Origin of the sequence: Salinibacterium sp. M195 (assembly GCF_019443965.1) — a bacterium.
In the GTDB taxonomy this organism is placed as follows: domain Bacteria; phylum Actinomycetota; class Actinomycetes; order Actinomycetales; family Microbacteriaceae; genus Rhodoglobus.
The window spans coordinates 1495138-1507651 of record NZ_CP040814.1; the positions used below are offsets into that span (position 1 = coordinate 1495138).

Here is a 12514-nt window from a genome sequence, read left to right on the forward strand (position 1 = left end):
TTGTCAGCTATTCGTTGGTCGCGTAAACAGATCATCGTCGAGGTACTTTAGCCCGGTGTCGCAGGCGACCGTCACGACAACTTTCCCCGGCCCCAGTTCTTTAGCGAGATCGAGCGCGGCGGCAACGTTCAGTCCAGACGACGTTCCGACAAGGAGGCCCTCTTTCTCGGCCAGCTGCCGACACGTGGTTCGTGCGACCGCCTCATCTATCGCCCGAGCCTCGTCGTACAGTGCGCTGTCGAGAAGCGGAGGAAGGAAGCCAACGCCAATTCCTTCAACGTGGTGTTGTCCTGGATGCCCGAGGGTCAGCATGGGGGCTGATGCGGGTTCGAGCGCAACAATACGAGTGGCCGCGGAATTTTCTTTGAGCACCCCGGCGACCCCCATCAGCATGCCAGCGGTGCCGACAGCACCACAGAACACATCGATGCCTTCAGGGAATTGGGCGAGGAGTTCGTGCCCGATTCCGGCATACCCGATGAGGGAGTCTGCGTTGTTGATTTGGTCGGTCTGGTAATAGCCGCCCTGCGCTGCAATTGTGGCGGCGACAGAAATCATCTCCGGGATGAGCTCTGGGCTGATTTCCCCACTCGGGCTGTGAACGACGGTGAGCTGAGCACCGAATGCTCGCATGGTGTTGAGCTTGGCCACAGCAAACGCATCTGAGGAGACTGCATGAAAACGGTAGCCTTTTGCTGCGCAAACGAAGGCAAGTGAGGAGCCGGTACTTCCGCCGGTGTACTCGATCACGGTCAGATTTCGGGTGAGTGCGCCGCGTTGCTCGGCTTCCTCGATCATGGCGAGTGCCATTCGATCTTTATAGGAGCCAGTGGGATTGAAACCTTCGAGCTTGACGAATACCGCAGCAGAATCTGACGAAGTAAGACGTCTCAGCTCAACAACCGGGGTGTTTCCAATTGCATCGAGAGCGCTAGTTGCCGGCAGTGGGGGACGCATTGGATCTCCAAATCCTTACCCCCAACGGCACGAGGACGCGCACGCGACTGAAACCAGTCGACTACTCGGGCGCGCCGATGTCAAGGGTCAGTGTTGGAGCCTCGTTTCCTGCGCGGCAGAACGGCACAGCCCCGCGCATCCGGTACCGTATAGCAAGGTTCTGACCAGCAACTTGGCCAGAGATTTAACCAACGATTTGATCAGCAACGACCGGGCGGTGACGTGTACCTCAAGAGCTTGACCCTCAAAGGGTTCAAATCGTTCGCTCAACCGACCACTTTTGCCTTCGAGCAGGGCGTCACGTGCGTCGTCGGCCCCAACGGTTCTGGCAAGTCGAATGTGGTGGATGCTCTCGCCTGGGTCATGGGCGAGCAGGGTGCCAAAACTTTGCGCGGCGGCAAGATGGAAGACGTCATCTTTGCTGGCACCGCTACCAAGGGGCCGCTCGGCCGGGCCGAGGTTATTCTCACGATCGATAACGCGGATGGCGCGCTGCCGATTGAATACAGCGAAGTCACGATCAGCCGCACGCTGTTCCGCAATGGCGGCAGTGAGTACGCCATTAATGGCAGTTCCTGTCGGCTGCTGGATGTTCAAGAACTTCTGAGTGACTCCGGTCTCGGCCGCGAAATGCATGTCATCGTCGGCCAGGGGCAGCTGGATGCGGTGCTTAGGGCGAGCCCCGAGGATCGTCGCGGTTTCATTGAAGAAGCGGCCGGCATCCTCAAGCACCGTCGCCGCAAAGAGAAAACGCTGCGCAAACTTGACGCGATGCAGGCGAACCTCACGCGGCTCTCTGACCTCGCGGGGGAGATCCGCCGCCAGCTCAAACCGCTCGGTCAACAAGCTGAGATTGCCAAAGAAGCTGCCTCGATTGCGTCAATTGTTCGGGATGCTCGCGCCAGACTCCTCGCCGACGAAGTTGTTGAACTGCGCTCAAGCATCAACGACTTCAGTCGGAGCGAGAGCGAACGTAAGACTCAGCGCATTGTGCTGCAAGAGCAGCTCGACCAAAACAAGCTACGCGAAGCCCGTCTTGAGCAAGCCCAAGTTGGCGATGATGTTGACGAGGCTCGACGCGTGTCGTTTGGTCTCGAGTCAGTGCAAGAACGCCTCCGCAGTTTGTACACGCTAGCGAACCAGCGACTGTCGCTGTTGGGTCAACAGGGTGAGGCTCCGACATCAGGCAATACTGTCAGCCAGACCCTCATCGACGAGGTGAAGGCCGAAGCTGATGCTCTTGCTGCTGGTGTCGCGGATTCCGAGAAGGCCGTCGGTGCTGCTGCTGCCGCAACCGCAACAGCGAAGGCTGCGCTCGACTCGCTCGACGAAGAGATTGCTGCACAGAGCGCCCTAGTCTCGCGCCATGAGCTAGAAAGCGCCGGGCTCACTGCCCGTGTTGAAGTAGCCACGTCGACCCTCACCGCAGCTCAGGGTGAACTCGTGCGTCAACAGCAGGCGCTCGCCGAAGCTCAATCGCGGCGCGAAGCGGCCCAGGCGGAGTTCGAAGCCCTTGAAGCGGAGGCTGGTAATTCCACCACCGAAACTGATGGTTCGCTCGATAGCGCGTATGAGGCTGCCGAGGCCAAGGTTTCCGGCGTGCAAGCTGAGATCGAGACATTGCGGGATGCCCTCCACGCCTCCGAGCGGGAGCGCGACGCTCTTGCGGCCCGTCAATCGGCGTTGTCCCTCGCCGTCGACCAAAAAGACGGTTCGAGTGCGCTCGTCGCTGCCAAACTTTCCGGCATCCGAGGTCTCGTTGCAGAGCACGTCAAGATCACGCCCGGCTACGAAGCGGCGATCGCTGCGGCTCTGGGCACGCTTGCGGATGCCGTGCTTGCGGACGATCGAGACTCGGCCATCAATGCGCTTGAAGAGTCTGCCAGTCGCGATTTTGGCCGCGTAGAAGTCGTCGTGGCGAACGCCGCAAAACACACTGTCTCGCTGGGTGCTGCCGCCGGAACCGTACCCGCCACCGACGTCGTCACCGCGCCAGACGGAGTGCACGGGCTGCTCACTCATGTGCTCATCGCGGACGACCTCGACGCTGCACGGACTGCTTACGGCACGCTCACCAATGCTGCCGAGCTCACCTTCGTGACGCGTGACGGTGACGTGCTCACTCAGTTCGTGCTGCGCGGTGGCTCGGGAGCGAAACGCTCGCGCCTCGAGTTGGTTGCGGAGCGGGATGCTGCTGCCGACAAGCTGGGAATCGTCACGACGCAGATCGAACGCACGAGCTTTGAGCTTGACGAGAAGCGCCGCGAACTGACGTCGGCGAAAGCGGATGCCGAAACAGCACTTCTCACATTGCGCGAATACGACGCCCAGCTTGCCGCGCAATCCGAACTTCTCGGCCGCCACCGGATTCAGGCCGAAGCAGCCCAGGCTGAGTGCGATCGCCTCGCTCGTGCCGTCGAAGTCGCAGAGCAGGCCGTCGCTGACACCACCGCTGAGGTGACTCGAGCTCAGACGGCTGCCGACGAATATCAGGCAGCGCCGCGACCCATGCTTGACGTTTCCGAACGTGAGCCGATGCTGGCCGAAGTGGAAACCGCCCGCGCTCACGAAGTCGAATTGCGCATCCAGATGGAGACGATCCGCGAGCGCGTGCGCGCCGAGCGTGCCCGAGCCGAACAGCTCGCCGAGCAGCTGGTGAGCGAACGCGAGGCGGCTCAAGAGCAGGCTCGGCTGGCCGTGATCCGTCAGCGCCAGATTGCTTCAGCGACTCGGGTTGTCGAGATGCTGCCCGCTGTTCTTGACTCGGTTGACCGCTCGCTTTCTGAAGCACGGGTGGATCTTGCTGCGAAAGAGTCTGAGCGGTCCGCGCAAAACCAAGAACTTTCGGGGCTGCGCCGCGAAGAGTCAGCACTGCGCGAACGCCTCTCGGCCGTCAGCGATAGCGTGCACGGTCTCGAGATGCAGATTTACGAGAAGAAGCTGCACCTCTCCAGCCTGCTCGAACGATCAGGCGAAGAACTCGGCTTAGTCGAAGACGTGCTCGTGGCGGAATATGGCCCGCAGGTCGCGGTTCCCGATGACCTGGTGGTCGATGACGGCGCGGGTAATGATGCCGAGGGCTCGAGTGAAGGTGATGCCGCCGCTGACTCCCCAATCGAGGAGCCTGAATCATCCGGCCGACCGTTCGTGCGTGCTGAGCAAGAGGTCCGGCTGCAGAAGGCCGAGCGAAAACTTGCCCGTCTTGGTCGAGTCAACCCGCTCGCACTCGAAGAGTTCGAGGCGCTCGAGCAGCGCCACAAATTCTTGACCGAACAACTCACAGACCTGTCGAATACGCGTAAGGATCTGCTGACGATCATTGACGAACTCGACGAGAAGATGCAAGCCATCTTCTCCAGCGCGTTCGAAGACACGAAGAATGCGTTCAATGAGGTGTTCCCCGTGCTGTTCCCGGGAGGCACAGGCAGCATCTTCCTGACAAACCCAGACGAGCTGCTCACCACGGGTATTGAGGTCGCGGTAAAGCCGGCGGGAAAGAAGATTGAACGGTTATCGCTTCTCAGCGGTGGAGAACGTTCCTTGGCCGCTGTTGCATTGCTCATCGCAATTTTCAAGGCGCGCCCCAGCCCGTTCTACATCATGGACGAGGTCGAGGCGGCGCTCGATGATGCCAATCTCGGTCGACTTCTGGCTATCTTCGAAGACCTGCGCCAGACTAGCCAGCTCATCGTCATCACCCACCAAAAGCGCACTATGGAGATCGCCGACGCACTCTACGGCGTCAGCATGCGCGCAGATGGAATCAGTGCCGTCGTCGGCCAGCGCGTTGCTAAAGAGACGGCGTCGGTCGAAGCGAGTTAGGGCGTGAAGCTCGTGCTCCGTGGCGACGATTAGTCGACGCTGGCGAGCGGTTCTCCGTTGACCGTGTGCACGCACCATCCGGCGCGGAGCTTCTCAACCGTTGAGATTGAACCATTGAGGATGTGGTCGAAATCGCGCCCGGCCAACTGAGAGAGTGTGTAGCGGATGATGGTGCCGTGGCAGACGACGATGACTTGCTTATCGGGATAGTCGGCTGACACCTCGTTGAGTGCGGCAATGCCGCGCTCAACCACATCATGCAGGGTTTCTAGCCCGGGATAGCCGCTATGGTTCGGCCACCGCTCGTTCACCTCGGCAGTCGTGAGACCTTCGCCGTCGCCATAATTTCGCTCGATGAGTAAGTCGTAGGTGCGTCCAAGCTCTAGGCCAAGTCCATCCGCAATGATCTGCGCGGTTTCGCGAGCACGCTGCAGAGGCGAGCTGACGATCACGTCCCAGTCGGAGCCGCGCAACGCTTCGACGGCTTCGCGGGCTTGTTGGCGTCCGGTGTCATTGAGGGGAATGTCGCTGGAGCCTTGCATACGGCCCGCAGCGTTCCAGTCGGTTTGGCCATGGCGAATCAGTGAGAGCATTCAAAAACCCTAGCGCGGTTAGGGAGCGGTGCCCTACCTGCCTTAACCTGTAGTCATGGCAGCATCCTGGTCGCTTTCGGGCGCACTCAAATCTATGTTCGCGCGTGACACGATCGACGCCGATACGTGGAACGATCTCGAAGACGCAATGATCTCGGCCGACTTTGGCCCCGATGTCACCGACTCCGTCATTGATGAGTTGCGCGTGAGCGTCGCGAAGTACAAAACCGATGACCCAGCAGACCTGAAGCGGATGCTGCGCGAAACCCTTGAGGAACGGCTTTCTCGCCTCGATCCCACGCTCACGCTCAGCGCCCGCCCCGCAGTGGTGCTCGTCGTGGGGGTCAATGGCGTCGGAAAGACCACCACGATCGGCAAGTTCTCGAAATTTTTGGTCGGCCACGGCCGCACCGTTGTTGTTGGTGCCGCTGACACGTTCCGGGCTGCTGCTGTTGAGCAGTTGGCGACGTGGGCAGAGCGCGGGGGAGCAGAGATTGTGCGTCCTCAGCAGCAGGGCCAAGATCCGGCATCCGTCGCCTTCCAGACCGTGGAACGTGCCCAACGTGACTCGATCGACATCGCCATCATCGACACTGCCGGCCGGCTGCAGACTAAGAGCGGTCTGATGGATGAACTCGGCAAGATTCGTCGAGTGGTTGAGAAGCAGACGGAGATTGCCGAAGTGCTCCTCGTGCTTGACGCCACCACCGGTCAAAACGGTGTTGCGCAGGCGGAGGCGTTCATCCAACATGCGGGGGTGACCGGATTGGTGATCACGAAACTCGACGGCTCAGCTAAAGCGGGATTTGTGTTGGCGGTGCAGGAACGCACCGGCATTCCGATCAAACTCGTTGGTCAGGGCGAGGGCATCAACGATCTCACGGGCTTCACGCCGCACGTTTTTGTGCAGAACCTCGTCGGCGCTTAGTTTCCGACAGCGTTATGGGCGGCAGAAATGTCGAGGTAGTGGCTAGCGTTCGCACGCACGCCCGCAATTTCTTCTTCGCTGAGGGCGCGGCGCACCTTGGCGGGAACGCCAGCAACGAGGGATCCAGGCGGCACGATGGTGCCCTCGAGCACGACAGCGCCGGCGGCGACGAGTGATCCGGTGCCGATGACGGCTCCGTTGAGCACCGTGGCGCTCATGCCAATAAGGCAGTCGTCTTCGACCGTGCAGCCGTGCAATACCGCTGCGTGGCCAACGCTCACGCCCGAGCCGACGACAGTCGGAAAGCCCTCATCGCAGTGCACGGTGACGTTATCTTGCAGGTTAGATCCTTCGCCGATCGTGATCGAGTCGACGTCGGCACGCAGCACTGCGCCGTAAAAGATGCTGGCGCGTTCGCTTAGCGTGACTCGGCCGATCAGTGTCGCGTTTGGCGCGAGGAAAACGCTGTCGGCAACCTGGGGAGTATGGCCGGCGATGGGCACGATAAGAGCTGTCATGCCTCTAAGATATCGCGCGCAGTCTGCTGAGTGTGGCGAGTCTGTCAGCCTGCCGAGTGCGGGCGACGGCAGCCGGTTAGCGAGAGAACCGCGACGCGATCTCGATCATCACTTTTTCGTCTCCGGCGTAGATGCCCTCGGCGCGGGGCCAGTGCCCGATCACATCGGTGAAGCCGAGCGCCTCAGCGCGACCGACAGCGTCTTCCCAGCTGTCGACACTTTCGAGACTGAATTGGGGTGCGCCATCCAGGTTCAGGTAGCGGTCAAGGGTGGCGGATGCTCGTCCGGCCTTCTCGAGGGCGTCATCCATGCGCGCCGACGTGTCGCCGACAATCTGCCACCACTCGTCGAGGGTGTCGGCGGTGCGGCCGAGAGTGAGCCAGCCATCAGCGAGTTCTGCGGTGAGCCGCAAACCGCGGGGGCCCTCAGCGGCAACCACGAAGGGCATCCGGGGGCGCTGGACTGGTGCCCCGACCATCCGAGCATTCACCGCGGTAAACCAGTCGCCGCTGAAGCTGATTCCGCCGCTTCCGGGATCTTCGAAGCGCAGAAGTTCGTCGAGACCGCGCACAAATTCTTCGAAGCGGGCGTGACGTTCACGGGGATTGAGCTCCGCTTGCCCGAGCACGACGGAATCGAAGCCGGTGCCGCCAGAGCCGACGCCGAGCAGAAAGCGCCCTTCGCTCACGTCATCGAGGGTCGCAAGTTCTTTGGCGAATGGCACCGGATGCCGATAGTTGGGTGAGGCCACGAAGGTTCCGAGTCCAATGCGGCTGGTCACGCTCGCGGCCGCTGTGAGGGTCGGAATCGTGGCGTACCACTGCTCATCTGCGAGGGAACGCCACGATAAGTGGTCGTAGATCCACGCGTGATCGAAGCCGAGTTCCTCGGCGTGAATCCAGCGGTGCTTGGCTTCAGCCCAGGGCTGTTGGGGGAGTATTACGATGCCGTGTCTCACGTTCTCACCCTACTCGGAGCCCTTGTCGGGGTGGTGCGTTCGCTCAGCGGCCTCAGACACCTTAAACTGGTGTGATCATGGCCACTTTTGGAAATCTCACCGACCGCCTCGCGGATACCTTCAAGAACCTGCGCGGCAAGGGCAAGCTCAGCGAAGCGGATGTCGACCGCACTGTTCGCGAGATTCGCCGCGCGCTACTCGATGCTGACGTTGCGCTCGAAGTGGTCAAGGAGTTCACGGGGCGCGTTCGCGAGCGTGCGCTCGGGCATGAAGTCTCTAGCGCATTGAACCCCGCTCAACAGGTGGTGCAGATCGTCAACGACGAGCTGATCACGATTCTGGGTGGCGAAGCCAGGCGCATCGAGTTCGCGAAGAACCCGCCGACGGTCATCATGCTTGCTGGCCTCCAGGGTGCTGGTAAGACAACGCTCGCCGGAAAGCTCTCGAAGTGGCTTGCCGCTGACGGCCACACGCCGTTGTTGGTCGCGGCCGACCTTCAGCGCCCTAATGCTGTTACGCAGCTTCAGGTTGTTGCCGAGCAGGCTGGCGTTGCCGTTTTCGCCCCCGAGCCCGGTAATGGCAAGGGCGATCCCGTTAAGGTCGCCAAGCAGGCGCTCAAATTTGCCAAAGACAAGCAGCACGATGTGGTCATCATCGACACCGCCGGTCGTTTGGGCGTGGATGCTGAGCTCATGAAGCAGGCAGCAAACATCCGCAAGGCCGTCGACCCTGACGAAGTGCTCTTCGTTATTGACGCAATGATCGGTCAAGACGCGGTCACGACGGCTCGTGCTTTCCAAGAGGGCGTTGACTTCACCGGTGTCGTGCTCTCCAAGCTTGATGGTGATGCGCGCGGTGGTGCGGCACTCTCGGTTGCTTCCGTTACGGGCCGGCCGATCATGTTCGCCTCAACGGGTGAAGGTCTCGATGATTTCGAGCCGTTCCACCCCGACCGCATGGCAAGCCGCATCCTCGACCTCGGTGACATGCTCACCCTCATCGAGCAAGCGCAGAAAACTTTCAGCGAAGAAGAGTCGCGCAAGGTTGCCGAGAAATTCGCCACCGACAGCTTCACACTCGATGACTTTCTCGACCAGATGCAGCAGCTCAAGAACATGGGCTCGATCAAGAGCATGCTCAATATGCTCCCCGGGGCGAAGGGCATGCGCGAGCAGCTCGAGAACTTCGATGAGTCGGAAATCACTCGCACTGAGGCCATCATCCAATCGATGACTAAGCAAGAGCGCACCCTTCCGAAGTTGCTGAATGGTTCACGTCGCGTGCGCATTGCGCGTGGTTCAGGCTCGACCGTCACCGAGGTCAATGCTCTCGTGAACCGATTCGAGCAAGCCGCAAAGATGATGAAGACGGTTGCCAAGGGCGGCACGCCTCAGATTCCCGGCATGGGCCCGATCCCTGGAGGACACGGGGGCAAGTCGGCAGGCGCAAAGAAGAATCAGAAGAAGAAGGGTTCGAAGTCGGGCAACCCAGCCAAGCGCGCAGCAGAGGATGCCGCGCGCTCTCAGGGCGCGGTTGAGACGTCAGCACCCGCAGGATCTGGGTTTGGGCTTGGCGGCTCAAAGCCTGCCGCTGGCGGGCCATCTCCCGAAGAACTTGAGAGCTTGCAGAAGTTCCTCGGTCGGTAATCTTTCGACTTCACTGCGTCAGCGAATCGCGCTTCGAGCATTTTTCGTGGCGGTCGGATGAGGGCTTACGCTGGGGATATGACTCAGAGCCGTCCCGTTCGTATCGCCGTTCAGCTTCAACCTCAGCACGCCGAGTATTCGGTCATTCGTGACCGCGTAATTGAGCTCGAGCAGCTGGGCGTCGACGTTCTGTTCAACTGGGATCATTTTTTCCCGCTCTACGGTGAGCCTGACGGTTTGCACTTTGAGGCATGGACCGAGTTGGCATCGTGGGCTGAAATGACCAGTCGCGTTGAGTTCGGCACGCTCGTGAACTGCAACAGCTACCGCAACCCAGACCTGCAGGCAGATATGGCCCGCACGCTCGACCACATCAGCGGTGGGCGTTTCGTTTTCGGCACTGGCTCAGGCTGGTTCGAGCGCGACTATGACGAATACGGCTACGAGTTCGGCTCTGTTGGTTCACGGTTGGATGCCCTCGCCGAAGCTCTTCCTCGCATCGAGTCGCGCTGGGCAAAGTTGAACCCAGCACCGACGCGCAAGATTCCCGTGCTGATCGGTGGCGGCGGAGAGAAGAAGACCCTCAAACTGGTCGCCAAGCACGCCGACATCTGGCACAGCTTCGCCACCGGCGATGCTCTCGTGCACAAGCTGAGCGTGTTGGCCGACCATTGCGAGGCCGCGGGCCGCGACATCAGCGAGATTGAGCTCTCAAATGAGTTGCGCGACAAGAGTGTCGAAGATGCCGACAGCATGCGCGAGCAGGGAATTACGCTCTTCACTTTGGGCATTACGGGCCCCGAATATGACCTCACGACCACCAAGCAATGGCTCGCCTGGCGTGATTCGCAAAACGGATAACGGCACCTTTTCGGGGCTTTCTTGGCGATCGGTTCCCCAAGCACTGAAAACTCTGGCAGAATAGGCGGTTGAGTCCTCCGTAGCCCGACCCTCTAATCAGGCCCGGATGGAATCCACTAGAGCTTTTCTGCCGAGTGTGCCCCCACGCTCACGGCTAGCGGTTCGCCACCAATAACATTTAAATCAGGAGAATTGTGGCTGTAAAGATTCGTTTGAAGCGCATGGGCAAGATCCGTGCACCCTACTACCGCATCGTCATTGCTGACTCGCGCAAGAAGCGCGATGGTCGTGTCATTGAAGAAATCGGAAAGTACCACCCCACCGAGGAGCCCTCGTTCATCGAGGTCGAATCCGAGCGTGCACAGTACTGGTTGAGCGTTGGCGCGCAGCCTAGCCCGCAGGTTGAGGCAATCCTCAAGCTGACCGGCGACTGGGGCATCTTCAAGGGTGACAAGAACGCGGTAAGCACCGTCAAGGTCAAGGAAGCCAAGGCAGAGTTCCAGGCTGACGAGAAGAAGAAGCCTGTTCTCAAGCCCAAGGTTGAAAAGGCTGAGCCTAAGGCCGAAGAGGCTCCCGCAGCAGAAGCTCCCGTCGCAGACGAGACTCCTGCAGCAGACGCAGACAAGGCTTAGCAATTGCTTGCTCCCGCTCTAGAACACCTCGTCAAAGGTATCGTCGACCACCCCGAAGAGGTTCAAGTCGTTGCGAAGAACACGCAACGTGGTGAACTTCTTGAGGTTCGCGTGCACCCAGAAGATCTTGGCCGCGTAATCGGTCGCTCTGGTCGCACCGCGAAAGCACTGCGTACGCTGATCACGGCTCTTGCCGATGGTCGCAAGGTACGTGTCGACGTCGTCGACACTGACTTTTAACCAGTGGGCGAAGTAAAGATTCCCCGCGAAGGCCGCACACAGCTGCGGGTGGGGCGCCTGACGAAGGCTCATGGGCTCAAGGGAGCTGTAAAAGTAGAGATGTACACGGATGCCCCGGAACGACGTTTCGTTCCGGGCGCCGTGTTCTCCCTGCAGGTGCCAACAAGTTCTGCTTGGCACGGAAAGACACTTGAACTGATTGAACTCAAGTGGTTCAACGCGCAGCCGGTCGCCTTCTTTAAAGGAGTGCATGACCGCAGCGAGGCTGAGACTCTCGTCAAGGCCATCATGTGGATCGATCACGATCCAAATGAAGAGCCTGAAGAAGATGCGTGGTTCAACCACCAGCTCATCGGGCTCAAAGTTATTCGTGACGGCAAACAGGTCGGAACTCTCGCGCAGGTTGATCACTTCCCAGCGCAAGATCTGCTGACCGTCACCACCGACAACGGCGACGTTCTGGTGCCCTTCGTAAAATCGATCGTGGCCAGTGTCGACATCGAGGCCGGCGAAATAGTAGTTACGCCGCCGCCCGGACTCTTCGAAGAAGTTACGGAAGAGGCAACCGCTGCCGTCTCGGAAGAGGCGCCGAGTGCAGTTTCTGACGAGGCCGACGCGCCCGAGTGCGACTAGTAGCGAGGGTCAACGCGTGCGCATCGACATCGTGACGATCTTCCCGGATTTCTTTGGGGTGCTCGACATCTCCCTTCTCGGCAAAGCGCGTGAGCGTGGAATTATCGATCTTGGCGTGCATGATTTGCGCGATTACACCCATGATCGTCACCGCACCGTCGACGACACCCCTTATGGCGGTGGCGCCGGAATGGTGATGCGCCCCGAACCATGGGGTGACGCTCTGGATGCCGTGCTGACGCCAGAAACTGTAGTGATCGTTCCGACTCCTGCCGGGGTCCCTTTCACGCAGGCTGCGGCCCGCGAGCTGGCAGAAGAGAAGCATCTCGTGTTCACGTGCGGGCGCTATGAGGGTATCGACCAGAGAGTCATCGACTACGCGGCATCCACGGTTCGTGTTCGCGAGATTAGCCTCGGCGACTACGTGCTCAACGGTGGCGAGGTTGCAACGATGGCCATGATCGAAGCGATCGGTCGTCTTGTGCCTGGTGTCATCGGCAACCCCGAGAGTCTGACCGAGGAGAGCCACGAGCAGGGGCTCCTCGAATATCCGAGCTATACGAAGCCGTCGACGTGGCGTGAGCGGTCAGTTCCTGACATTTTGCTCAGCGGAAACCACAAAGCGATTGCCGACTGGCGTCACGAGCAACAGCTCGAACGCACCCGTCGGGTTCGCCCTGATCTGCTCCCTGACGGGCAGTAGAACAACTCTCTCGTGCGAGCTGA

General features: G+C 60.2%; 12 protein-coding genes. 8 read left to right on the forward strand and 4 right to left on the reverse strand.

All coding sequences use genetic code 11. The annotated features are described in order from the left end of the window. Positions 1 to 3 precede the first annotated feature (3 nt). Positions 4 to 957, reverse strand: a complete 954-nt coding sequence (locus tag FFT87_RS07110) for a PLP-dependent cysteine synthase family protein (protein ID WP_219950605.1) — start codon at positions 955 to 957, stop codon at positions 4 to 6. 222 nt (positions 958 to 1179) lie between these two features. Here FFT87_RS07110 and smc point away from each other — a divergent pair, with 222 nt between their 5' ends. After that, positions 1180 to 4779, forward strand: a complete 3600-nt coding sequence (gene smc, locus FFT87_RS07115) for a chromosome segregation protein SMC (protein WP_219950606.1) — start codon at positions 1180 to 1182, stop codon at positions 4777 to 4779. Positions 4780 to 4808: 29 nt separating this feature from the next. Here smc and FFT87_RS07120 read toward each other — a convergent pair whose 3' ends face one another. Continuing rightward, positions 4809 to 5372 carry a histidine phosphatase family protein gene (locus tag FFT87_RS07120; protein WP_219950607.1) on the reverse strand — a complete coding sequence of 188 codons (564 nt, stop codon included), beginning with the start codon at positions 5370 to 5372 and terminating at the stop codon, positions 4809 to 4811. A 55-nt stretch (positions 5373 to 5427) separates the two neighbouring features. On the opposite strand from FFT87_RS07120, the gene ftsY reads away from it, so the two are divergent. After that, positions 5428 to 6300 (forward strand): signal recognition particle-docking protein FtsY, encoded by an 873-nt coding sequence (gene ftsY, locus FFT87_RS07125; protein WP_219950608.1) that lies wholly within the window; start codon positions 5428 to 5430, stop codon positions 6298 to 6300. Here ftsY and FFT87_RS07130 read toward each other — a convergent pair. Beyond that, positions 6297 to 6818, reverse strand: coding sequence for a gamma carbonic anhydrase family protein (locus tag FFT87_RS07130; RefSeq protein WP_219950609.1), 522 nt, complete (start codon positions 6816 to 6818; stop codon positions 6297 to 6299). The two genes, ftsY and FFT87_RS07130, sit on opposite strands and share 4 nt — an antisense overlap. Before the next feature lie 76 nt (positions 6819 to 6894). Further along, entirely contained in the window at positions 6895 to 7776 is an 882-nt protein-coding gene (locus tag FFT87_RS07135) for an LLM class flavin-dependent oxidoreductase (RefSeq protein WP_219950610.1), read from the reverse strand. Between the two features lie 77 nt (positions 7777 to 7853). Between FFT87_RS07135 and ffh the strand changes: the two genes are divergently transcribed. The 6 genes from ffh to trmD all read left to right on the forward strand — a co-directional run bounded on the left by ffh (position 7854) and on the right by trmD (position 12491). Beyond that, positions 7854 to 9422: a signal recognition particle protein gene (ffh, locus tag FFT87_RS07140; RefSeq protein WP_219950611.1), complete on the forward strand. Its 1569-nt coding sequence runs from the start codon at positions 7854 to 7856 to the stop codon at positions 9420 to 9422. A 78-nt stretch (positions 9423 to 9500) separates the two neighbouring features. Next, positions 9501 to 10283: an LLM class F420-dependent oxidoreductase gene (locus FFT87_RS07145; protein WP_219950612.1), complete on the forward strand. Its 783-nt coding sequence runs from the start codon at positions 9501 to 9503 to the stop codon at positions 10281 to 10283. 194 nt (positions 10284 to 10477) lie between these two features. After that, entirely contained in the window at positions 10478 to 10915 is a 438-nt protein-coding gene (gene rpsP / locus FFT87_RS07150; protein WP_219950613.1) for a 30S ribosomal protein S16, read from the forward strand. Positions 10916 to 10918: 3 nt separating this feature from the next. Then, a complete protein-coding gene (locus tag FFT87_RS07155) occupies positions 10919 to 11155 on the forward strand; it encodes an RNA-binding protein (protein WP_219950614.1) in 237 nt (78 codons plus the stop codon). Between the two features lie 3 nt (positions 11156 to 11158). Then, positions 11159 to 11788: a ribosome maturation factor RimM gene (gene rimM / locus FFT87_RS07160; RefSeq protein WP_255560107.1), complete on the forward strand. Its 630-nt coding sequence runs from the start codon at positions 11159 to 11161 to the stop codon at positions 11786 to 11788. Between the two features lie 16 nt (positions 11789 to 11804). Further along, positions 11805 to 12491, forward strand: a complete 687-nt coding sequence (trmD, locus tag FFT87_RS07165) for a tRNA (guanosine(37)-N1)-methyltransferase TrmD (RefSeq protein ID WP_219950615.1) — start codon at positions 11805 to 11807, stop codon at positions 12489 to 12491. Positions 12492 to 12514 lie beyond the last annotated feature (23 nt).